The following is a 23,529-nucleotide window of genomic DNA, read 5'->3' on the forward strand; positions in this document are numbered from 1 at the left end:
CTCTTCTATTTGCTCCTGCGGCCGAACTGGAACCAGCGGCGGCGCTCGGCTTTTGTCGCGCCCTTCGGCGGCTCGGTCTGTCCCTTCGGTGCAAAGACCGCCACGCTCTGGGCATAGACGATGACCGGGTTCTCCGGCTCGTGCACCTCGAAGGCATCCGTCTCCGTCCCCGTGTCGAGAACCCTCGACCACTGCTTCAGCCCATTCACGACAGGCAGGTGCACCTCGCAATCGCCGCCGGCATTGAAGATGAGGAAGAGGTCGTCCATCGTCTCGGTGTCTGGGGCATTCACGCTCCTCGAGACATAGACCCCGAGCACCTGCAATCCGTCGTCGTTCCAGGCCCCATCGTCCATGAAACTGCCATCCGGCTTGTACCAGGCGATCTCGATGCGGCCGTCCTCGGCAGTCTCGCCGGTCAGGAACCGCTCTTGCCGCAGGACGGGATGGGCTTTGCGGAATGCGACGGCCTGCCGGCAGAAATCGAGGAAGGGGTCGTCGAGCCCCGACCAATCCGTCCAGCCGATCTCGTTATCCTGGCAATAGGCGTTGTTATTGCCGCCCTGGCTGTTGCCCACCTCGTCACCGGCAAGGATCATCGGAACGCCCTGGGAGAGCATCAGCGTCGCCATCATGTTGCGCCGCCGCCGTGCCCGAAGGCTGTTGATGTCCTCGTTATCCGTCACACCTTCGGCACCCATATTGTCCGAATGATTGTCCGAATGTCCGTCCCTGTTATCCTCGCCGTTCGCGTCATTGTGCTTGTCGTTGAAGGAAACCGTGTCCATCAGGGTGAAGCCGTCATGGGCCGACAGCAGATTGATCGATGAGGTCGCGCCGCGATCCGAGTGGTTGAACTGTACCGCCGAGCCGGTGATGCGCTGCGAGATCTCCGACACCATGCCGCCGTCGCCCTTCCAAAAGCGGCGCACGTCGTCGCGAAACTTGTCGTTCCACTCGCGGAAGGGATGGGGAAAACCGCCAACCTGATAGCCGCCATCGCCCACGTCCCAGGGCTCGGCGATCAGCTTGACACCGGCGAGGATCGGATCCTGGCGGATGGCGCCGAAGAACAGGCCCTGCCTGTCGAATTCCATATCCTGGCGGCCGAGTGTGCTGGCAAGGTCGAAACGAAAGCCGTCGATATGCATTACGCCGACCCAATAGCGCAGGCTGTCGAGCACCATACGCATCACCATAGGATTGGCAGCATTCAGCGTATTGCCGGTGCCCGTCGTATCGAAGGTGTGACGTGGATCATCAGGGGAGAGGATGTAATAGCTGGCATTATCCAGCCCACGGAAGGAGAGCGTCGGGCCTTTCTCGCTGCCTTCGGCGGTGTGATTGTAGACCACGTCCATGATGACTTCGATGCCGGCGGCGTGGAACTTCTTCACCATGGTCTTGATCTCGGTGATCTTGTCGCCGGACATGTAGCGCGATTGTGGCGCGAAGAAGCCGAGCGTCTGGTAACCCCAATAATTGCGTAGGTTGTTTTCCAGGAGATAGCGATCGTCGAGGAAATATTGGATGGGCAGAAGCTCGATCGCCGAAATGCCGAGCTTGACGAGATGGTCGATGATCGGATCGCTGCACATGCCGAGAAAGGTGCCGCGCAGCCGGTCTGGCACCTTCGGATGCGTCATCGTCAGGCCGCGCACATGCGCCTCATAGATGATCGTATCCGGCCAGGGACGGCGGATCGCCTCTTCACCCGCCCAATCGAAATCCGGATCCTGCACCACGCCCTTGACTGTAAAGGGCGCACTGTCGCGCTCGTCGAAGGAAAGATCGTCTTCGCCGATCTGATAACCGAACAGCGCGTCATCCCATGTCAGCTCGCCGGTGACCTGTTTGGCATAGGGGTCGAGCAGCAGCTTGTTCGCATTGAAGCGATGGCCGGCGTTGGGATCATAGGGACCGTGAGCGCGATAGCCGTAGACGGTGCCTGGTCCCACGCCGGCGATATAGCCGGACCAGATATCGCCTTCGCGCTTCGGCAGCGGCAATCGCGCCACCTCCTTCTTGCCATCAGGCGAGAAGAGGCAGAGCTCAATCTGTTCTGCATGCGCTGAGAATACCGCGAAATGAGTGCCCGAACCCGTATATTCCGCCCCGAGCTCCGGCTTGAGGAAGTCGAGTTCCGAAAATGAATAGCTCATAATGCCCCGCTCGATAAAAAGACCATGCGGGAAACGTAACGGCGGCTCGAAAGTTCCCTTGGCTCGCAAGGGAAGATCTCTTGAGGAGGCGGAGATTAAGGCATCAACTGTCCGCCATTGACCTCGATAATCTGGCCGGTGATGTAACCCGACAGCGTCGGCGAGGCGAGGAAGAGATAGGCCCCGACGCAATCCTCCGATGTGCCGACGAAGCCCATCGGGATCGATTTGCGCTGCAGCTCCATCTGCTCGTCATTGGTATAACGCTCGTGGAAGGGTGTCGCGATAACGCCCGGCGCCACCGCGTTGACGCGGATCCTGTCGGCGACGAATTCCTTGGCATGGCCGCGGGTGATCGTCGAGACGAAGCCCTTGGACGCCGCATAAAGGATCGCACCATTGCCGCCGCCATTGCGCGCGGCGATCGAGGTGGTGTTGATGATGAAGCCGCCCTGCTTTTTCAGCCAGGGATGCGCCGCACGCGTTGCCGCCAGCACCGAGCGGGCGTTGAGGTCCATGACCGCGGCATAATGCGCGTCGGTATATTCCGAAGTCGGCTTGCGCCCGAGCATGCCGCCGGCATTGTTGATGAGCCCGTCGAGATGACCGAAGGTCTTCGCCGTCTCCTCGACGACACGCTCGGTCTCGCCTTCCCTCGACACGTCGCCCTGGATCAGATGCACCGTGCCGCCGGCAGCCCGGATCTCGCCTGCAAGCTTCTCCGCCGGTTCGCGGCTGGCATTGTAATGCACACCAACCTTGGCCCCCTGCGCGGCAAAGGCGCGGGCGAGTGCCGCACCGATCCCGGTCGAGGCGCCGGTGATCAGCACGGCCTTGCCGGACAGGTCCGGCAGCTTGATGGATGCGAGCGATTGCGCAAGTTCGACCATGGCGACGATAGCCTCCCGAAAAACCAAGGACATAGGTGATGAAACGAATAGGAGAAGTATCTAGGGGAAATCGACGAAGGGCAATGCACGAAAGAGCGAGATTGCATCGCCATAGAAGCGCTACGCGGTTTTCATGCAAGCGGCCATCGTCACCGACGGCCGCCTGAGATTGCGTGCGAGCACCGAAAGGGGTCTCGCTACGGAGCCACGCCAAAGGCCGGCTGTGGTTTTTGGCCGGCAAGAGGCGGGAATGCCAGCGCTATTGCCGCAGCCCCCAACCCGACCATTGCGGAGCCAATGAACAGCCAGGAATAATTGCCGAAAGTGTCGAATATCCAGCCGCCGATCAGAGGGCCGAAGGCCATGCCGAGGCTGGAGAGCATCGTTGCAGCACCGAAGACGGTGCCGATGATGCGCGGCCCGAAATATTCCCGCGCCAACACGGCATAGAGCGGCATCACACCGCCATAGGCGCTGCCGAAGACGATGGCGAGCGCATAGAATTCGCCGAGCTGGCTGACCAAGAGATAGGTGGCAAGTGCTGCCGCCTGCACCAGCAGCCCGGCGACCAGCACCGGCTTCACCCCGATCCTGTCGGCAAGGCTGCCATAGAGCAGCCGGCCGCCCAGTCCCGCCAGGCCCTCGACGCTGTAGATGCTGACGGCCGCCATAGGTGCTACGCCGCAGATCGTCGCATAGTTGACCATGTGGAAGATCGGCCCGGAATGCGCTGCGCAGCAGGCTGAGAAGGTCAGGCCAAGCACGATGAATTGCGGCGATCGAAATACTTTCGACAGCTGCGGCGGGGCGCCGTCGGCTGCGAACTCGGTTCCGGTATCGGCGGTCTCGGCAGGCGGGCGCCTGACGAGAAGCGCGGCCGGCACCAGCAGCACCCAGGCTGCGACGCCGATGATCAACATGGCCGGCCGCCATTCATAGGCTGAGATCAGCCAGCGCGCGAAGGGTGAGATCGTCATCGGCGCGACGCCCATGCCGGCGGAGACGAGTGACACCGCAAGCCCGCGGTTTTCGTCGAACCAGGCGGTCGTCGCCGCGATCATCGGCGCGAAAAACGTGCTGGCGGCCAATCCGACGAGGATACCGTAGGTCAGCTGGAACTGCAGCAGCGTCTCGGCGCGGCTCGCGAGGACCAGCGCCAGGCCGAGCAGCACCGACCCGATCAGCACGACGACGCGGGGGCCGAAGCGATCGCTTGCCGCACCCCAGAAGAATCCGCCGAAGCCCATGACGATGAAGTTCAGCGTCATCGCACTCGCTATGCCGACATGCGACCAGCCGGTCGCCGTTGCAATCGGCTCCTGGAAAATCGCCAGCGAGAACATCGAGCCGAGCGCAACGCATGTCATCAAAGCGCCCACAGCGACGATGACCCAACGATAGGAAACACTCATGGCTTCATAACCTCCATGCCGACAGAGTGATCGCGACGCATGCGGCAAGCCTGCCACATTTCGCGCCTGCAATCCAAAGACGTTTGAACCGCTGCGAATTCGACAGCGCACTCACATCTTTTTTCGTCGCACTTAGAGGGTACGAAACATCACCAATGCGTCGAGATAGCCCTGCGTAGGGTGAAGGAACACGCCAGGAAGCCGGCCGACAATATCGAAGCCGAGAGACTGCCACAGCGCGACGGCGCGTTCATTGCTGCTAACGACGAAATTGAACTGCATCGCCCGAAAGCCCCGCAAGCGGGCATGTTCCAGGGAATGCTCATGCATCAAGCGGGCGACGCCCCGGCCGCTCGCGGCAGCGTCGGTCATGTAGCCGCAGTTGCAGACATGCCGGCCGCCGCCTGCCTGATTGGCCTTGATGTAATAGGTGCCGAGGATCACGCCATTCTCTTCGGCGACGAAGGTCTCGCGGTCCGGTCCCATCCAGTAGGCGAGCGCATCGGCCTCAGTCAGATCGCGATCGAGCGCATAGGTTTCGCCGGCGCGGATGGTCGGACCGATGATCCTCCAGATGGCGCCTTGATCGTTCTTGTCTGCGGGTCGGATCAGCATGCCCGATCTCTAACGAAACCGGGCGCCGCGCGCAACGGGTCGGCAGCCTCCGGCAAAAGCTGGAAGCGTCCCGACCTCAAACTCTTTCAAGGGCGATCGCGATCCCCTGCCCGACGCCGATGCACATGGTCGACAGCGAATATTTTCCGCCGGTCTGCAGAAGCTCGAGCGCTGCCGTGCCGGTGATGCGTGCGCCCGACATGCCAAGAGGATGGCCGAGTGCGATCGCGCCGCCATTGCGGTTCACCCGCGCGTCATCATCGGCAATCCCGAGCGCGCGCAGCACCGCCAGTCCCTGGCTGGCGAAGGCCTCGTTGAGTTCGATCACATCGAACTGCTCCGCGGTCATGCCGAGCCGTGCCATCAGCTTGCGCGAGGCCGGGATCGGCCCGACACCCATCACCCTTGGCGGAACTGCGGCGGCCGCGCCGCCGAGGATGCGCGCAATCGGCGTCAGGCCGTATTTCCGTCCCGCCGCTTCGGAAGCGATGATTAGCGCCGCCGCCCCATCATTGACGCCGGAGGCATTGCCAGCCGTCACCGTGCCGCCCTCCTTTTTGAACGGCGTGGCGAGTTTCGCCAGCGTTTCGATCGTCGTCACGCGCGGATGCTCGTCCTTGTCGACGACAACAGAATCGCCCTTGCGCTGCGGGATGGTCACCGGGGTGATCTCCTTCGCCAACCGTCCGTTCGCCTGGGCGGCAGCCGCCTTCGCCTGGCTTCGCACCGCGAATGCATCCTGATCCTCGCGGCTGACATGATAGTCCGCGGCGACGTTCTCACCCGTCTCCGGCATCGAATCGACGCCATATTGCTTCTTCATCAGCGGGTTGACGAAGCGCCAGCCGATCGTGGTGTCGTGGATTTCGGCGGCCCGTGAAAAGGCCGTCTCGGCCTTCGGCATGACGAAGGGCGCGCGCGACATGCTCTCGACGCCGCCAGCAATCATCAGCTCGGCCTCGCCAGAGCGGATGGCGCGCGCCGCCGTGATCACCGCATCCATGCCGGAGCCGCAGAGCCGGTTGATCGTCGTGCCCGGAACCGCAATCGGCAGGCCGGCGAGCAACGCCGACATGCGCGCGACATTGCGGTTATCCTCGCCCGCCTGGTTGGCGCAGCCGAAGATGACGTCGTCGACGGCCTCCCAATCGACGGCACCGTTTCGTCCCATCAATGCCTTCAGCGGGATCGCACCGAGGTCGTCAGCGCGCACCTGGGACAGCGAGCCGGCGAAGCGGCCGATCGGCGTTCTGACATAGTCGCAGATAAAGGCTTCGGTCATGGCTTTTCCTCAGAGTTTGGGCACGACGAGGTCGCCGACCGGGCCCTCGACGTGCAGAGGCGCGCCGGTCATCGCCTGTAATTCCTCTTGCGACATCGCGGCCAGCTTCTCGCGCAGGACGAAGCGTCCCTTCACAATGTCGATGACGGCGTGGCTGGTATAGACGCGGGTGATGCAGGCGACGCCGGTCAGCGGGAAGGTGCATTTCCCCACCAGCTTCGGCTCGCCTGTTTTGGTGACGTGTTCGGTGATGACGCAGACCTGCTTGGCACCATGCACGAGGTCCATGGCGCCGCCGACGGCCGGCACGCCTTTGCTGCCGACCCGCCAGTTGGCGAGGTCGCCGCTCTGGGCGACCTGATAGGCGCCGAGGATCGCAACGTCGAGATGGCCGCCGCGCACCATGGCGAAGCTATCGGCGTGATGGAAGAAGGCGGCACCCGGCTTCAGCGTCACCGCCTTCTTGCCGGCGTTGATCAGGTCCCAGTCTTCCTCGCCTGCCGCCGGCGGCTCGCCGAAATTCAGGATGCCGTTTTCGGTGTGGAAGATCGCCTGACGGCCGGGCGGCTGATAGCGGGCGACCATTTCGGGAAAGCCGATGCCGAGGTTCACATAGGCGCCATCGGCGATATCCTGCGCGGCGCGCCAGGCGATCTGCGCATTGGAAAGTTTGATGTCTTCACGAGTGTCGATGGTCATACGTAGGCCACTCCGGCTCGAATGAGCTCTTCTTCCTGCTGGGGACTGGGGACGGCGACAACGCGGTCGACGAAGATGCCTGGTGTCACCACATGCTCGGGATCGATGCCGCCGGCCGGAACGATGGATGAGACCTGGACGATGGTCTTCGCCGCGGCCATGCACATCAGCGGATTGAAGTTGCGGCCGGCCTTGTTGTAGGTGAGGTTGCCCTGGATATCGCCGATCTCGGCCTTCACGATCGCGAAGTCGGCCTTCAGCCAGCGCTCCTGCACGTAATGGCGGCCATCGAATTCGGCGATGACCTTACCGTTGGCCAGTTCGGTGCCGTAGGCCGTCGGCGTATAAAAGGCCGGGATGCCGGCTCCGCCGGCGCGGATGCGCTCGGCAAGCGTTCCCTGCGGCACCAGCTCGAGCTCGATTTCGCCGGCCAGATATTTATCGGTGAAGGCGCGCGGATCCGACGACCGCGGGAATGAACAGATCATCTTCCGCACCATGCCGGCATCGATCATCGCCGCGATACCGATGCGCCCGTTGCCGGCATTGTTGTTGATCACGGTGAGTCCCTTGGAACCCTTGTCGATCAAGGCATGGATAAGCTCGATCGGCGCGCCCGAGCCACCAAAACCACCGATCATGACGGTCGCGCCATCACCGATCTCTGAGACGGCTTCCGCCGTGCTCCCGACTGTCTTGTCCATGCGGGATCTCTCCTTGGCTATGCGATCGGGAACTCTCCATCCCGTCCTCTGGCGTAGACATAAAGGGCGGCGGGCCAAGCGGCAATGTATTTGTGCGCTATTTGACATTTGTTCATATATCGCACAAAGTAAATGAATCCATTGGAGACTGGACCCATGCGCGAAACGGATTTCGTCAGCGGCTTTGCCCGCGGCCTGAAGGTCATCGAAGCGTTCGGTGAAACGCGGCAGCGGCTTTCCATTGCCGAGGCCGCCAAGCTGACGGAGCTTGACCGCGCCACCGTGCGTCGCTCGCTGCTCACGCTCGCCGAACTCGGTTATGCCGATTATGACGGCAAGTTCTTCACGCTGACGCCGAAGATCCTGCGCCTTGGCCATGCCTATCTCTCAGCGACGCCGCTGCCGGCGCTGCTGCAGCCACATCTCGATCTTCTCTCGGAAAAGGCCGGCCAGAGCGCCTCGGCTTCGGTGCTCGACGGCACCGACATCGTCTATATCGCCCGCGCCTCGCAGCGCCGCGTCATGTCGATCAATCTCACCCCCGGCAGCCGCCTGCCCGCCTACTGCGCCTCGATGGGGCGCGTGCTGCTCGCAGCCCTTACCGAGAGCGAGGCCCGCGCGATCCTGGCCCGCAGCGAGCTGAAACAAAACACTGCAAATACCAGAACCGATCCGGATGAACTGATCGCCGAATTCCGCCGTGTCCGCACCGAGGGTTATGCCATTATCGATCAGGAGCTGGAGATCGGCCTCTGCTCCATTGCCGTGCCCATCGACAACGATCGTGGCGAAACGGTCGCGGCGATCAATATCGGCGCGCCGGCCGCCCTCGTCCCGGCGGCGGAGATGAAGGAGCGCTATCTGCCGCTGCTGAAGGAAACGCAGGCGGCATTGCGGCCGCTGCTGCGGCGGTGACGGCCTGAAGGGAAAGCGACCCCGGCCAGCGCCGGGGCGGCTCATAATCGGTCAATGCGTCAGGTCGAGCGCGGCAGTCAGGTCGCCCATCGGCGGCCGGTCGTTGTTGCGCAGCGCCTTGTCGCGGGCGACGATGCCGCGCAGCACCGGCAGATCGTAGCGCGCGGTGATGAAGCGGATGATCGACGTCGTGTCGTACTGCGTATGATCGACCATGCCGCCCTTGGCGAAGGGCGAGATGATGAAGGCCGGAATGCGGTTGCCCGGGCCCCAGCGATCGGCCTTCGGCGGCGCGACGTGATCCCAGAAGCCGCCATTCTCGTCATAGGTGACGATGACGAGCATATGGCCCCATTGCGGGCTCTTCTCCAGGTGGGAGACGACATCGGCAAGATGCTGGTCACCGCTCGAAACATCGGCATAACCGCCATGTTCGTTGAGGTTGCCCTGCGGCTTGTAGAAGGAAACCGCCGGCAGCTTGCCGTCGTCGATATCCCTAAGGAAGGCTTCACCGCCTAGGCCACCATCCCTCAGATGATCCGCACGCGCCTGGGTGCCGGGCGCGAAATTGGCGAAATAGTTGAACGGCTGGTGATGGAACTGGAAGTTCGGCACCGGGGTGGCATTCTTGCCGTCCAGGGCTGCCCGCCAGGCGCCGCTATACCAGGCCCAGCTGACGCCCTTCAGCGACAACAGGTCGCCGATGGTGATTTCGTGCTGCGGCGGCAGCGTCGTTGCGGCCGCCGGATCGGCATAGGCCGCGTCACCATCCTTGGCCGGCGGATTGGCGCTCGGCTGGTAGGGCGGCTGCATGGTGTTGACGGCGTAGAAGTCAGGCGTCAGCGTGCCGTCGGAAACGAATTTCGGTGCGCCGTCCAGCGCCGACTTCGGGGCGTTCTCCGCCACGGTCAGCGAAGTGCCATCCGCATCCACCTTGGCGATGGTGGGCTTGGCCGGGCTCTTGTCGGCGTTGGGATAATAGGGCGTGCAGGCGCAGACCAGCGCGAAATGGTTGAGGAACGAACCGCCGAAGGCGCCCTGGAAGAAATTGTCGGCAATGACGTATTTCTTGGCGACCTGCCACATCGGCAGGATGGAGCCGTCGTAATGGCCCATGACCAGGCTGCCGGAATCGGCCCAGGCGACGAACTTGTCGTTCTTGCCGCCGTCGATCTGCATCTGCTCCTGGTAGAAGCGATGCCAGAGGTCGCGGGTGATGACCGAAGGCGCCTCTGCGAAGCCCTGCGGATCGTCGATCGCGAAGGAGGCGTTGGCGAGATGGGCCGACTGCGCCTCGGTGACGGCAGGCGAGACACCCTTGGCGGTGAGGCCGCCCCAGGCCGGCGGCAGTTCGGACAGCGGCTGGCCGTCGCGGTCGAGCTGGCGTGCGCGATCGGCAGTCGCGTTCGAGAGCCCATCGGCGCCGGGAAAGCTGCCGTAGAGATTATCGAAGCTACGGTTTTCGGCATAGATGACGACGACATTGTCGATCTTGTCGTAACCGGCCGGCGCCGCATGGGTTGCCGTCGCCACCGCAAACGGCACGATGGCCGATCCGGCGAGACAGATCGAATGGAGGAGTTTCAGTCTTTTCACGGTGGTACCTCATGGCTAGGGGGGCGTTGGCTAGAGGGAGCGGAGAACGCTCGGGGGCCCTTCGACGCTATTCCGGCCATCTATCAACTTTGTGACATCAGGGGTTGCCGTGATGCCGCAGGAGGATCGCCGTCATCAATTTGTTGCAGCGAGGTTCGATCATGGCGGAAACCAGTGCTAACTTATTGGAATCATTACCATGACGACGAGGATGATCTGGCTTGTGCGCTCCGGCCTGGCCGTCGGCATGGGTGCCGTGGCGCTTGGTCTTGCCATTCTTCCCCTGCGGCAAAGCAGCGCGGCGACCGCTGCAGGCGTTCATCCCGGACCGATGTCGCGCACTGACGCCTTCGCCCGGGCCGAAACGCTCACCGCACTTGGCCGCAAGATATTCTCAGATCCCTCACTGTCAGCCTCGGGGCTCCAGGCCTGCGCGTCCTGCCATGATCCGGCTCATGCCTTCGGCCCGGCATCGGCGACGCCAATCGAAATGGGCGGCGAACATCTGGACCAGCCGGGGCTGCGCGCCGTTCCGACGCTGCGTTACCTGCAATCGGTGCCTGCTTTCACCGAGCATTATTACGATTCCGAGGACGAGGGAGACGAAAGCGTCGACAACGGCCCGACGGGCGGCCTGACCTGGGACGGCCGGGTCGATCACGGCGCCGATCAGGCGAAGATCCCGCTGCTTTCGCCCTTCGAGATGGGCAACAGGGATGCGGCCGAGGTAGTGGCGAAGCTGCAGAAGGCCGCCTATGCCGACGATATCAAGGCGACATTCGGCGAGACGGTGTTCGACAATCCTCAGGATGCCTTCGACGCCGCGGCCGAGGCGCTCGCCACCTTCGAACAGAGCGCCCCGGATTTCTATCCCTATTCCAGCCGCTACGATGCCTTTCTCGCCGGCAAGGCGACGCTGACAGCGCAGGAGCTGCGCGGGCGGCAGTTGTTCGAGGACCCGGCCAAGGGCAACTGTTCGAGCTGTCACTTAAGCGAACCCGCCAATGACGGCGAGCCGCCGCAATTTTCCGATTTCGGCTTCCTCGGGCTCGCCGCACCCCGCAACATGGCGGTCCCGGCCAACAACGATCCCAACTATCACGATCTCGGCCTTTGCGGCCCTCTGCGCACCGACTTTGCCGGGCGCAGCGAATATTGCGGTCTGTTCCGCACCCCGACGCTGCGCAATGTCGCGCTGAAGCAGAGCTTCTTCCACAACGGCTATTTCCACTCGCTGCGCGACGTCGTCTCCTTCTATGCGACGCGCGACAACGATCCCGGCCGTTGGTATCCGAACAATTCAGATGGCACGGTTCGGAAATATGACGACCTGCCGCAGGCCTATTGGGATAACCTCAACCAGGATCCGCCCTTCGGCAGGAAGCCGGGCGACGCGCCTGCCCTCACCGATCCCGAAATCGACGACATCGTCGCTTTCCTCAAAACTCTGACCGATGCCGATCTGCAGCCCGAGGCGACCGGGCATTAGGACGCCTTGAATTTCAAGAAATGCCCAGGACCAATGACGTCTTTCTCAATAATAACAATCAAACCCGTCGAAGCATTCGCACTTGATGTATCATGATTTCAGATATACATCATTTCATCGGAAATAGTGGGGGAATGATGGAACGCTCGTTTTTGACCATTGCCGCCGGCGAGAATAATGATGCGATACGCGCGCTTTCGGCGCCGGCGCGGCTGGAGATGCTCAAGCTGCTCTGCGCCAAGGGACCAATGAATATCAACGATATCGCGCGTGCCCTTTCTCTTCCTCAATCGACTGTCGCCACCGGGATCCAGATTTTGGAAGACGCCCGGCTGGTCGATTCCCAGCTGACGAAGGCCCGGAAGGGAAACCAGAAGATCTGCTCGGCGATCTACAGCGAAATTCTGATCAGCTTCGAGGAAAGTGCAGCCCAAAGGGCCAATAATATCATCGAAGTCGAGATGCCTGTGGGGCTCTACACCAGTTGCGACGTCCATGCGCCGTGCGGTCTTTGCTCCACCGAGAGCGTCATCGGCCCCCTCGATGTCCCCGACTATTTCCTCGATCCGCAGCGCATGCAGGCTGGGCTCGTCTGGTTCGGCCGGGGATATGTGGAATATAAATTCCCCAACAACGCCAAGGTGTTGAACAAGGATATCCGCGCCATAGAGTTCTCGCTGGAGCTGTCGTCCGAGGTGCCGGGCACCAATGCGGACTGGCCTTCGGATATAACGCTCTGGGTCAATGGAATGGCGATCGGAACCTGGACGTCCCCTGGCGATTACGGCGACAAGCGCGGCGCCTTCACGCCGGCATGGTGGAAGCTCGAGGGCTCGCAATATGGGATGATGAAGACCTGGCGGATCTCCACGCGCGGCACCTTCATCGACGGTATGGCCGCCTCGAATGTCACGCTCAGCGATCTCGCGCTTGCCCAGCATTCCTCCATCCGGCTCCGGGTCGGCATCGCAGAAAATGCCGGCCATACTGGCGGCGTCAATATTTTCGGTCGCGGCTTCGGAAATCACGGCCGCGATATCATCATGCGGCTACACGTCTGAAAAATCAAAATCGGAAATCTTGATTTAAATATCACGATTCTTTCCAGTTGCGACGACCGATAAAGTCAGCCAAATAACTGTAAATAGACACTTTTTTCTGAAATCCCTATTAGTATGATTAAAGTCGCAACTTGGTTGACAGAACAACATTCCTGATATCAAGTTAGAGGCAAGAAAACAAAATATCTGATATATAAACGGGAGGATCCGTTGAAGACGAACGTTGTGGTTCACCGCGATTTCCGCATCGCGACCATTGACTCCAGGCTCTACAGTTCATTTCTCGAGCATCTTGGCAGGGCGATCTACGGGGGCATTTATGAGCCCGGACACCCGACGGCCGATGAGGATGGATTCCGGCAGGATGTCCTCGATCTGGTGCGTGATCTTGACACGCCATACTGCCGCTATCCCGGCGGTAATTTCGTCTCGGCCTATAATTGGGAAGACGGCGTCGGGCCCCGTGCGGAGCGCCCGGTTCGCCTCGACCTTGCCTGGCGCACCCGCGAAGCCAACCAGATCGGCGTGAATGAATTCGTCGACTGGTGCAAGAAGGCGAACACCAAGCCGATGCTCGCCGTCAATCTCGGATCACGCGGCCTGGATGCAGCCCGCAATTTCCTCGAATATTGCAATCATCCGGGCGGCACCTACTGGTCGGATCTGCGCCGCAAGCACGGCTGGTCCAATCCGCACGATGTCAAATTGTGGTGCCTCGGCAACGAGATGGATGGTCCCTGGCAGGTCGGTCACAAGTCCGCCTACGAATATGGCCGGCTGGCGGATGAGACGGCGAAGGCCATGCGCGGCTTCGACAAGTCGCTCGAACTCGTGGTCTGCGGCTCGTCCAATTCCGATATGAAGACCTATCCGGAATGGGAGGCCCAGGTCCTCGAGCAGTGCTATGACAGCGCCGACCATATCTCGCTGCATATGTATTTTGCCAACCGCGAGAAAAATACGCTTAACTATCTCGCCCGCGCGACGAAGCTCGATCGCTACATCACCACGATCGGCGGCGTGATCGACTACATCAAGGCGAAAAAACGCTCGAAGAAGACGATCGGCATTTCCTTCGACGAATGGAATGTCTGGTATCATTCCAACCAGCAGGACAAGGAGATCCTGGCGCGCGACGAATGGCCGGATGCGCCGCATCTCTTGGAAGACATCTACAATTTCGAAGACGTGCTGCAGGTCGGCGGCATCTTGAACACCTTCATCCGTCGCTCCGACCGCGTACGCATCGCCTGCATCGCGCAGCTCGTCAACGTCATCGCCCCGATCATGACCGAGGACGGCGGCGCCGCCTGGCGCCAGACCATCTATTACCCCTTCTATTACGCCTCCAGATATGGCCGCGGCTCGGCACTGCAGCTGGTCGTCGATGGTCCGACCTATGACAGCGACGAGGAGAACGACGTTCCCTATCTCGACGTATCGGCAGTCCATTCCGAGGACGGCAAGACCCTGACCTTCTTTGCCGTCAATCGTCATCCGAGCGCGGCGCTCGATCTCGATGTGCGGCTGGAAGGTTTCACAAATGCCCGCGTGGTCGAGCAGGTGGAAATGACCCACGGTGATCTGGAAGCCGTCAACACGGCTGCGCGGCCGCAAACGGTCGCTCCGGTCAATGTCGAGAGTGGAAAGATTGAGGATGGACGGTTGCGGGCGGCGCTGAAGCCGCTGTCCTACAACGTCATCCGGCTGTCAGTGTGACAGCCGCCGCCGGGTAAGCCACGATTGGCCACCGGCTGAGATTTCGGCTCGCTGCGAGGAGGCAGGGAGCCGGAGGGATGGTTCGCCGAAGCTCTGGACCTTGAGTCCTGAGGCCTCTGCGAACCGACAACCGCGACGTGCCCATGCGTGCCTTTGCGGCCGCCGGATCGTCGCTTTCTAGGGAGGAGTTCATGCAACAGTGGAAGAGGCTCGCATTTGGCGTCGCGCTGGCCGCACTCGGCCTGACAGCGACGGCCAAGGCCGATGACTACACCTCCTTGCCGCGCAAGGAGACGCTCATCGTCGAAAATCCGGAAGGGACGATCAAAAATCCCGGCTGGTTCAACATCTGGGTCAATGGCGGCGGCGGCGTATCGACCGGCCTGCAGCAGCTGACCATGGATACGCTCTGGTATATCGATCCCGAACAAGGGCTTGGCGGCGCGACCTGGGACAATTCGCTGGCTGCCGACAAGCCGCAATATAATGCCGACTTCACCGAGATGACCGTGAAACTGCGCAAGGGGCTCTTCTGGAGCGACGGCGTGGAGTTCACGGCAGACGACGTGGTCTACACCGTCAAGACGCAGATGGATCACCCCGGCATGGTCTGGAGTGCTGCCTTCTCGGTGCAGGTGGCAAGCGTCGAGGCGACCGACCCCTCGACTGTCGTGTTCAAGCTGAAGAAGCCCAATTCGCGCTTCCACGCCATTTTCACCGTTCGCTGGAACGGCGCCTGGATCATGCCCAAGCATGTCTTCGAAAAAGTCGAAGATCCGCTTCGTTATGACTTCGCCAATCCCGTCTCGCTCGGCGCATACAAGCTCAAGTCGTTTGATCCCCAGGGCAAATGGTATACCTGGGAGAAGCGTGACGACTGGCAACGGACCTCGCTTGCCCGCTTCGGCGAGCCGGCCCCGAAATACGTGACCTATACCGATCCCGGCCCGCCGGATAAGCGGACGATCGCCCAGCTCGAGCACAATCTCGATATCATCCACGACAATACGCCAGAGGGCATGTTCACCCTCAAGGAGAAATCCAAGTCGATCGAAACCTGGTTCCCGGGCTTCCCCTTCGCCCATCCGGATCCGACACTTCCGGCTGTCATTTTCAACACGCAGGATCCGCCATTTGACAACGCTGATGTACGCTGGGCGCTTGCCCTGCTGATCGACATCAAGGCGGTCGACATGGCGAGCTATCGCGGGGCAGCGACGCTTTCGGCGCTCGGCGTGCCGCCGACGGCGGCCACGATGAAGGACTATCAGGCGCCGATGCAGGATTGGCTGAAGAATTTCGAGATCGATACCGGCAAGAGCAAGATCAAGCCTTATGACCCGACGGTCGGGCAACAGATCGCCGATATTCTGCGCAAGCAGCCGAAGTTCAAGGACCAGATCCCGACCGACCCGCAGGCAATCAGCGGTGCCTTCGGCTATGGCTGGTGGAAACCGGATCCGAAGGCTGCCGGCGAACTGCTGGAGAAGGCAGGCTTCAAGAAATCCGGCGGCAAATGGCTGACCCCTGATGGACAGCCCTTCAAGATCCGGATGACGGTGGAAGGCGACACACGCTCGGTCTTCACCCGCGCCGGAACGCTGATCGCACAGCAATGGGCCGCATTCGGCATCGACGCCAAAGCCGTGCCGGCCGCGAAACTTTGGCAGGTGGCACTCCAGCCCGGCGATTTCCAGGTGGCGATTGCCTGGAGCGTCGAGACCTGGGGCGGCGATCCTGACCTGTCGTTCTTCCTCGACAGCTGGCACTCGCAGTTCGTGGCCAAGAAGGGTGACAATCAGCCGCCGCGCAACTGGCAGCGCTGGAGCAATCCGGAGCTCGACAAGATCATCGAAAGCATCCGCGGCATCAGCGCCGACGATCCGAAGGGCGTCGAACTCGGCAAGGATTATCTGAAGCTGGTCGCCCGCGAAATGCCGACGATCCCGCTGATGTCGTATAACGTCTTTACCTCGATGGATACGACCTATTGGACCGGCTATCCGACGATATCAGACCCCTATACCGACCCAGTGCCGAATTGGGCAAACTCCAGGCTGATGATGGTCAAACTCAAGCCGGCACAACCGAAATAATCCTCCCAACGCCGGCGCGAGTGTTGCGCGCCGGCCCCCTATCGACGGGCATGTGGCATGTCCGTCGATCCTTTCCTGTCGATGAAGGGAACCAGAGAGGAACCACTGCCCTATGACGTCTTATCTGCTCTTTGTGCTGAAGCGGTTCGGTCAGTTTCTGCTCGTCGTATTTCTTGGCGTGACCATCACATTCTTCGTCACCCACCTGACCCCGATCGATCCGGTCGAAGAAAGCATAGGCGCCATCACGCAGATGGGGCAGTCCGATCCCAATGCGATCGAACTGATGCGCCAGTCGCTTCGCGAGCTTTACGGAATGGAGGGCTCGATCTGGCAGCAATACCTGCATTTCTGGCTTCGGCTTGCGACCGGTGATCTCGGTCCCTCGCTATCGGCTTTTCCCACACCCGTTTCCACTATCATCCTGCGGTCCCTGCCCTGGACCATCGGGCTGATGACGATGTCGACCCTGATCACTTTCGTGCTCGGCAATGCGATCGGCGCGCTCGCCGGCTATTACCGGAAGAATATGGTGATGAAGGCCGTCAGCCTCGTCTTCATCGCGCTGCTTCCCATTCCCTATTATATTCTCGCCTTCGTGCTTCTGATTGTGTTCGGCTATCTCTGGCCGGTGCTGCCGATCAATGGCGGCTACGAGATGAACGCCAATCTGGACCTCTCCTTCGCCCTGGTCCTCGATATACTGAAGCACTCCATCCTGCCGGCCTTTTCTCTCATCCTTGTGGGAACCGGCAGTTGGCTGATCGGGATGCGCGCCCTCGTATCCAACATCATCACCGAGGATTATGTCGTCTTCGCCGAACTCGGCGGCGTTCCCAAACGGAAAATTCTCCGCTCCTACATCTCCCGCAATGCCATGGTGCCGCAATTTACCGGGCTTGCCATGTCGCTCGGCGCGATCTTCAACGGCACGGTCATTACCGAAATCGTCTTCGGCTATCCGGGCATCGGCAACCTGCTGATCGAAGCGGTGCATGCCGGCGATTACAGCCTGGTGCTCGGCCTCAGTGCATTGTCGATCGTCGGCGTTGCCGCGGCCGTGTTCATCATCGACATTCTGAGCCCGCTGATCGATCCGCGTATCAAGGTGGAATAGAACATGTTTACGATCGTCCGCGACCTCGCACGCCAGAATATGGAATTCCTCTGCGGCCTGCTGCTCTTTGCCGTCATCGTCGGATTGATAGTCGTGTCCTATTTCTCGCCTTACGGCGCGACGGACATCTATCTTCTACCGCCCGATATGCCGCCCGACGGCGAATATTGGCTCGGCACGACATCGCGTGGCCAGGACGTTTTCTGGCAATTGACGACCGCCCTTCGCAACACCCTGTTTTTCGGCATCGGCGTCGCCTTCATTTCACGCATCATCTCGCTGGTCGTCGGCCTCGTCGCCGGTTATGCCGGCGGTGCGGTCGACCGGGTGCTGATGGCCATCAACGACAGCGTCATGGTCATCCCGCAATTTCCGCTGCTGATCCTTTTCTATTTCGTACTGAAGGACAGCATGACCTGGACGGCGCTGATCGTCATCATGGCCTCGCTCGGCTGGTCCTATGACGCACGCCTCATCCGGTCGGTAGCGATCAGCCTGAAGACGAGATCCTTCACCACCCAAAGCGTCTATTCCGGCATGAGCATGCGCAAGATCCTCGTCGAGGAGCACCTGCCTTACGTTCTGCCGATCGTCTTTGCCACCACGATGAACAACATGATCTGGTCGATCGGCATGGAGATCACCCTGTCGGTGCTCGGCTTCACCGATATCGAGACGCCGACCATGGGCATGATGATCTATTGGGCCAATGCGCATTCGGCGCTGATATCAGGCATATGGTGGTGGGTGGCCGCCCCCGTCGCCGTCATCGTCGTCCTCTTCCTGGCGCTCTTCCTGCTGTCCATGTCGATGAACGAATACAATGATCCGCGCAGCCGGCTGAACCGGATGGGAAGTTAGTATGGATCCTTTGGTCGAAATTGAGAATCTGAAAGCCTATTACCGTGCCTTCCTCTACGGCGTCGATCGCGAGGTGCGCGCCGTCGACGATATCAGCCTGACGATCGCCCGCGGCGAGGTCTATGGCGTTGCCGGTGAATCGAGCAGCGGCAAGACGACATTGATCAAGACCATCGCCGGCGCAATCCGGCCGCCGCTGAGGGTCGTGTCCGGGAAAGTGACATTCCATTTCGACGGCGGCACCCAGGATATCTACGCGATGAAGCCGGAAGAGCGCCTGGCGCTGCGCTGGCGGCATCTGTCCTATATCATGCAGGGCTCGATGAATGTGCTCAATCCGGTGCGCCGGATCCGTCACTCCTTCACCGATTTCGCCTTTCGCCACATGAAGGTCGGCAAGAGCGAGTTTTTCGAAAGGGTCGCCACCCATCTGCAGCGGCTTAAGCTGGATCCGCATCTGCTCGACGCCTACCCCCACGAGCTCTCCGGCGGCATGCGCCAGCGCATGACCATTGCACTGGCGACGATCCTGACGCCGGAATTCATCATCGCCGACGAACCGACGACCGCACTCGACGTGATCGTTCAGCGCGACGTTCTGTCGATGATCCGCGAAATCCAGCGCGAGATGGGCTCGTCCTTCCTGTTCGTTACCCATGATATGGGGGTTCACGCGACGGTCTCCGACCGCATCGGCATTGTCTATGCCGGGCGTCTAGTCGAGGAAGCGCCGACCGCCAAACTCTTCAACATGCCGCTCCACCCCTATACGCAGCACCTCGTCGGCAGTCTGCCGCGCATCGGCGATGCGACGGCCCGCCCTTCGCTGGAGGGTCGTCCGCCGAACCTCGCCATGCCGCCGGAAGGCTGCCGGTTTCACCCGCGCTGTCCGAAGCGCATGGAGATTTGCTCGCAGAAGGTTCCGCCGCTCGTCACCGTCGAGCCGCAGCGGCGCGTGGCGTGTTTTGCCGTTACGGGAGATCAGGTTTGAGTGCTCTTCTTAGTCTCTCGCATGTGACGAAAGTCTACCGCCAGGGCGGCATGCTCGGCCGGCGCCTGATCACGGCGGTCAAGGATGTCAGCTTCGAACTGGGAGAGGAGCCGGAGATCCTCTCAATCGTTGGCGAATCCGGCTCGGGAAAATCGACGATCGCGGCGATGATCCTCGGCCAGACCGAACCAACGGAAGGCGAGCTTCAATTCAGCGGCAGGACCGTCGCCATCCATAGCAGAGCCGAGCGCAGGGCGTTCATGAAAGAGGTCCAGCCGGTTCTGCAGAACCCCTTCGAAGCCTTCAATCCGCTGAAACGTGTCGACCGTTATCTCTTCGAGACCGCCCGCAATTTTTCGTTCTCGGGAAAACGGCCGGACCGAGAGCAGGCGGAGCGGATGGCGGATGCCGCGCTCATCCATGTCGGCCTGACCCTTGAAGAGGTGAAAGGCCGGTTTCCCCACGAATTGTCGGGCGGCCAGCTTCAGCGCGTCGCCATCGCCCGCGCGCTGATCCCGCAACCCCGCCTGCTTGTGGCAGATGAACCGGTCTCCATGGTCGACGCATCGCTGCGCATGGCCATCGTCAACCTCTTTGGCCGCTTGAAAAACGAGCTCGGGCTCTCAATCGTCTACATCACCCACGACCTCGCCACCGCCTATTACATCAGCGACAACATCATCATCATGCGCAAAGGCGAAATCGTCGAGCGCGGACAGGCCCGTACCGTCCTGGACAACCCGCAGCATCCCTACTCGCGTGCGCTCAAGGATGCGGTGCTTGCCGCCGACTTCAGCCCGGTGACCTAGAGCAATTCCAGGAAAAGTGTGAAACGGTTTTCCGTCCGAAATTGCGTAAAAACAAAAGGATAGAGCGGTTCTGCGCTTCAGTGAAAAACTGAACTGCTCTAAGGAGCAACGAACAGGCAGCTTTCCTTTATAAGGGTTGGCAGGTTTAGCGTTGCCTTAAAGAAACTGTGCAAGGATGAGGGCCTGTCATCCACGCCGGCAACCTGATGAAGTTTCGAAGAAATCTCGCTCGCTCCGTAATAAGCCATACCAGCGCATTCGCGCCCGCAATATTTGCGGCAATTATTGCAGCAATCGTCGTCTGGGTCGCAACCAACTGGCGGCTGGAGCGATCGCTTGCCGATGAACGCTCGACGGTTGCCGGCGAGCTCGCCACCATATCCTCCCGGCTTCAGACCAACCTCAACAGCAATGTGAAGCTGTTGCAGGGGCTGGCGGCCGGCATCGCAGTCAATCCAGAGATGGGCCAAAGCGGCTTTTCAAAACTTGCCGCGCAGATCCTGCAGCCCGATTCACAATTGCGAAGCTTCGCCGCTGCGCCCGACATGGTGGTCAGGTGGGTTTATCCGGAGAATGGAAACGAAAAGGCCATCGGGCTCGACTACCGAACCAATGAGAAGCAACGGGCTGCCGCGATGCTGGCGCGCAACACGCACAATATCGTTCTGACAGGCCCGGTGGAGCTTGTCCAAGGTGGAACCGCTTTTGTGGTCAGGTGCCCGATCTACATCAATGACGGAACAAGCCAGATCTTTTGGGGGCTGCTTTCCGGAATAGTAGACATACCAAAGCTTTACCAGGAAAGTGGCCTTGGTTCGACCGAGCTTGAGATCGCAATCAGCACCGTACCGGAGCCGAATTCGCCCAAACAGGTTTTTTTCGGCAGCCTGGCAACCTTTTCCAGGAAACCGGTCCAGACATCCGTTGATATGGTTTATGGCCGATGGACCCTCGCCGCACTGCCAAAGCAGGGATGGGGCCAAAATAGCGGGATCGGCACTTTTGAGTTCTACGCGAGCCTATTGGCATTTTGCGTCGTTGCGCCGATTGTCTGGATCGGTTTTCTGACCAAATCACGCCAAAGAACGATCGAAAAGCTTCGCCTTCACAAGAAAAAGCTCGTTCGAGCACGACAGAGGCTGGAGTACCTGTCATTGCATGACGCATTGACGGGGCTTCCCAATCGACGATTTGTCGACCAGATGATCTCGCAACCGCCGAGACCTCGTCCACAAGATTGTCTGATCCTCATTCATATCGACCTCGATCGATTTAAAGAAATCAACGACACGAAAGGGCACGCCGGCGGTGACGCGGTCTTGCAAACAACGGCTTCGCGCCTTGCCGACTTGGCTGGTCCAAACGACGAAGCGGCTCGGATCGGTGGAGATGAGTTCATCTTCGCCAGCTGGAGTGCAGATCCGGAGCCGAAGGCAAACGCATTGGCCCGGCAAATTGTCGATGCCCTCGAGCAACCCCTCTTCATTGACGGTGCGGCCTGTATTGTCGGTGCAAGCGTCGGCGTCGCCTGGGAGACTGAAGGTGCTCTCGGGCGGGACCTCGGCCAATTGCTTCTCGATGCCGATTTGGCTCTCTACGAGGCGAAGAAGGCCGGCCGCGGCCGCGCTGCGGTCTTTACAGAAGAGCTTCGCAGCGCCGCGATCCATTCGAAAGAATTGGCGGATGAATTCACGCATGCGCTCGATCGTGATGAACTCGTTGCATTCTTCCAACCGCAGTTCAATGCAAACACATTGGATATTGCCGGCGTCGAGACACTGGCCCGTTGGGATCACCCGAAAAAGGGTCTGCTCGCCCCGAACAGATTTCTTGACGTCGCGGAAAAGCTGGGGCGCACCGGCGACATGGATAGGCTGATCCTGCAAAAGGCCCTGTTCGAGCTGACAAGATGGGACAGCTTGGGAATGCAAATTCCACGTGTCTCGGTCAACATTTCAGCGCGTCGACTGGCGCAGGCAAATCTGCTTGCCGAGCTGTCCGAGCTTCCCATCGCGAAGGGTCGTCTGTGTTTCGAGCTGCTCGAGACAATCTCCTTCAATGATCTTCAACCTGTTCTCAAGGAGATCATTCCAGCCGTCAAAAAGCTTGGCATCGAAATCGAGATCGATGACTTCGGCACCGAACATGCCAGTATCGTCAGTTTGCTTCGATTTGAGCCGCGACGCCTGAAGATCGATCGCGAAATCATCAAGCCCATTATCGCATCTCCATCTCAGCGCCGTCTGGTCTCCTCCATCATCGAAATCGGCCGGTCGCAGAACATCGACATCGTCGCAGAGGGCGTGGAGACCATGGAGCATGCGAAGATCCTGAAAGATCTCGGTTGCCATATATTGCAAGGTTACGCTCTGGCACGACCAATGACCTCGGAGCAGTTGATTGAATTTTGCCGCATAAAGGACAAAGGAATGACCGAGGCAGGCTGATAGCCAAACCCCGCATTCCCTGTATGACTATCTTCCGTCGATCCTAGACACATCGCCGCTGACGCCCGACGAAGTTCGCAACATGCATGCCGAGACCGAACTGCTGTTCATCACCGTCCAGCGGCCAATCGTTGCGACAAAGTTGCGCTATTATGCCGACCCGGAATTTGCCAGATTGTTTGCCAAGCAGGAGATAAGCCAGGAGAGATGAGCCAAGCGGTTCACATCACCCCGATGAATCGATCGGGCCTGACCGATTCACAAATGTCGTTGGACACCCTCACCTGGTGTTTGCGATCCTGCCGGCATGACAGTTCAGCCCTATCACGTCTATATCGAACGCAGAGAGCGTGCCAAAAACATGGCTCGCTTTTATGCGCTGTCGATCGAGGCGAACCTCTTCGGCGAGACCTCGCTCGTGCGCAGCTGGGGACGCATCGGCAGCCGCGGACAGCAGAAGATCCATGTCTTCGACAGCGAGGCAAAAGCCGTCGATCTCCTGCTCGCCTTTTTGCGCAAGAAGCGCTCGCGAGGTTATCGGCCGCTGCAGTGATCCGCATCCGCGTCTCTCATGGTTGAGTGAAGGAAGAGACGGCTCACGCCGCCGCCTCCTCGTCGAACTCCGGCTGCAAGGAATGCAGGTAGTCGACGGCGCGCTGCGCAT

Annotated in this window: 19 protein-coding genes and 1 pseudogene; 12 read left to right on the plus strand and 8 right to left on the minus strand. The window is 60.4% G+C overall.

Going from position 1 to position 23,529, the window contains the following annotated elements:
* Positions 1–5 precede the first annotated feature (5 nt).
* From glgX to BS629_RS12975, 7 genes are all read right to left on the minus strand, one after another.
* A complete protein-coding gene (gene glgX / locus BS629_RS12945) occupies positions 6–2,162 on the minus strand; it encodes a glycogen debranching protein GlgX (RefSeq protein WP_018246432.1) in 2,157 nt (718 codons plus the stop codon).
* Positions 2,163–2,257: 95 nt separating this feature from the next.
* The gene (locus tag BS629_RS12950) at positions 2,258–3,052 is read right to left on the minus strand and encodes an SDR family NAD(P)-dependent oxidoreductase (RefSeq protein WP_020493446.1); all 795 of its coding nucleotides are present in this window, start codon (positions 3,050–3,052) and stop codon (positions 2,258–2,260) included.
* A gap of 197 nt (positions 3,053–3,249) precedes the next feature.
* Complete coding sequence (locus BS629_RS12955) at positions 3,250–4,464, minus strand: MFS transporter (protein ID WP_018246430.1); 1,215 nt, start codon at positions 4,462–4,464, stop codon at positions 3,250–3,252.
* Positions 4,465–4,596: 132 nt separating this feature from the next.
* Complete coding sequence (locus BS629_RS12960; RefSeq protein ID WP_018246429.1) at positions 4,597–5,079, minus strand: GNAT family N-acetyltransferase; 483 nt, start codon at positions 5,077–5,079, stop codon at positions 4,597–4,599.
* A 76-nt stretch (positions 5,080–5,155) separates the two neighbouring features.
* Complete coding sequence (pcaF, locus tag BS629_RS12965) at positions 5,156–6,361, minus strand: 3-oxoadipyl-CoA thiolase (protein WP_018246428.1); 1,206 nt, start codon at positions 6,359–6,361, stop codon at positions 5,156–5,158.
* A 9-nt stretch (positions 6,362–6,370) separates the two neighbouring features.
* On the minus strand, positions 6,371–7,060 hold the full coding sequence (locus tag BS629_RS12970) for a 3-oxoacid CoA-transferase subunit B (protein WP_018246427.1): 690 nt from the start codon (positions 7,058–7,060) through the stop codon (positions 6,371–6,373).
* Entirely contained in the window at positions 7,057–7,764 is a 708-nt protein-coding gene (locus tag BS629_RS12975) for a 3-oxoacid CoA-transferase subunit A (protein WP_018246426.1), read from the minus strand. Before BS629_RS12975 ends, BS629_RS12970 begins: the two co-directional genes overlap by 4 nt.
* Positions 7,765–7,920: 156 nt before the next feature.
* Between BS629_RS12975 and BS629_RS12980 the strand changes: the two genes are divergently transcribed.
* Entirely contained in the window at positions 7,921–8,679 is a 759-nt protein-coding gene (locus BS629_RS12980; protein ID WP_018246425.1) for an IclR family transcriptional regulator, read from the plus strand.
* A 51-nt stretch (positions 8,680–8,730) separates the two neighbouring features.
* Here BS629_RS12980 and BS629_RS12985 read toward each other — a convergent pair whose 3' ends face one another.
* Positions 8,731–10,275 carry an acid phosphatase gene (locus BS629_RS12985; protein ID WP_018246424.1) on the minus strand — a complete coding sequence of 515 codons (1,545 nt, stop codon included), beginning with the start codon at positions 10,273–10,275 and terminating at the stop codon, positions 8,731–8,733.
* Between the two features lie 199 nt (positions 10,276–10,474).
* Here BS629_RS12985 and BS629_RS12990 point away from each other — a divergent pair, with 199 nt between their 5' ends.
* The 11 genes and pseudogenes from BS629_RS12990 (at position 10,475) to BS629_RS13035 (ending at position 23,418) form a co-directional block, all read left to right on the plus strand.
* Positions 10,475–11,764, plus strand: a complete 1,290-nt coding sequence (locus BS629_RS12990; protein ID WP_018517545.1) for a cytochrome-c peroxidase — start codon at positions 10,475–10,477, stop codon at positions 11,762–11,764.
* A 134-nt stretch (positions 11,765–11,898) separates the two neighbouring features.
* Positions 11,899–12,825 (plus strand): ArsR/SmtB family transcription factor, encoded by a 927-nt coding sequence (locus BS629_RS12995; RefSeq protein WP_018246422.1) that lies wholly within the window; start codon positions 11,899–11,901, stop codon positions 12,823–12,825.
* A gap of 210 nt (positions 12,826–13,035) precedes the next feature.
* On the plus strand, positions 13,036–14,544 hold the full coding sequence (arfA, locus tag BS629_RS13000) for an arabinosylfuranosidase ArfA (protein ID WP_018246421.1): 1,509 nt from the start codon (positions 13,036–13,038) through the stop codon (positions 14,542–14,544).
* A gap of 191 nt (positions 14,545–14,735) precedes the next feature.
* Positions 14,736–16,640 (plus strand): ABC transporter substrate-binding protein, encoded by a 1,905-nt coding sequence (locus tag BS629_RS13005; RefSeq protein WP_018246420.1) that lies wholly within the window; start codon positions 14,736–14,738, stop codon positions 16,638–16,640.
* Between the two features lie 112 nt (positions 16,641–16,752).
* The gene (locus BS629_RS13010) at positions 16,753–17,757 is read left to right on the plus strand and encodes an ABC transporter permease (RefSeq protein WP_018246419.1); all 1,005 of its coding nucleotides are present in this window, start codon (positions 16,753–16,755) and stop codon (positions 17,755–17,757) included.
* A 3-nt stretch (positions 17,758–17,760) separates the two neighbouring features.
* Positions 17,761–18,618, plus strand: a complete 858-nt coding sequence (locus BS629_RS13015; protein WP_018246418.1) for an ABC transporter permease — start codon at positions 17,761–17,763, stop codon at positions 18,616–18,618.
* 1 nt (position 18,619) lies between these two features.
* Complete coding sequence (locus BS629_RS13020; protein ID WP_018246417.1) at positions 18,620–19,609, plus strand: ABC transporter ATP-binding protein; 990 nt, start codon at positions 18,620–18,622, stop codon at positions 19,607–19,609.
* Positions 19,606–20,418 carry an ABC transporter ATP-binding protein gene (locus BS629_RS13025; RefSeq protein ID WP_018246416.1) on the plus strand — a complete coding sequence of 271 codons (813 nt, stop codon included), beginning with the start codon at positions 19,606–19,608 and terminating at the stop codon, positions 20,416–20,418. Before BS629_RS13020 ends, BS629_RS13025 begins: the two co-directional genes overlap by 4 nt.
* Before the next feature lie 206 nt (positions 20,419–20,624).
* A complete protein-coding gene (locus BS629_RS13030) occupies positions 20,625–22,865 on the plus strand; it encodes a bifunctional diguanylate cyclase/phosphodiesterase (RefSeq protein WP_018246415.1) in 2,241 nt (746 codons plus the stop codon).
* 58 nt (positions 22,866–22,923) lie between these two features.
* A pseudogene (locus BS629_RS38285) lies at positions 22,924–23,076 on the plus strand (type IV secretory system conjugative DNA transfer family protein); the annotation flags it as partial.
* A gap of 96 nt (positions 23,077–23,172) precedes the next feature.
* Positions 23,173–23,418: a WGR domain-containing protein gene (locus BS629_RS13035; RefSeq protein WP_018246413.1), complete on the plus strand. Its 246-nt coding sequence runs from the start codon at positions 23,173–23,175 to the stop codon at positions 23,416–23,418.
* Positions 23,419–23,529 lie beyond the last annotated feature (111 nt).

Source organism: Rhizobium leguminosarum bv. viciae USDA 2370, from assembly GCF_002008365.1.
GTDB classification, from domain to species: Bacteria; Pseudomonadota; Alphaproteobacteria; order Rhizobiales; family Rhizobiaceae; genus Rhizobium; species Rhizobium leguminosarum.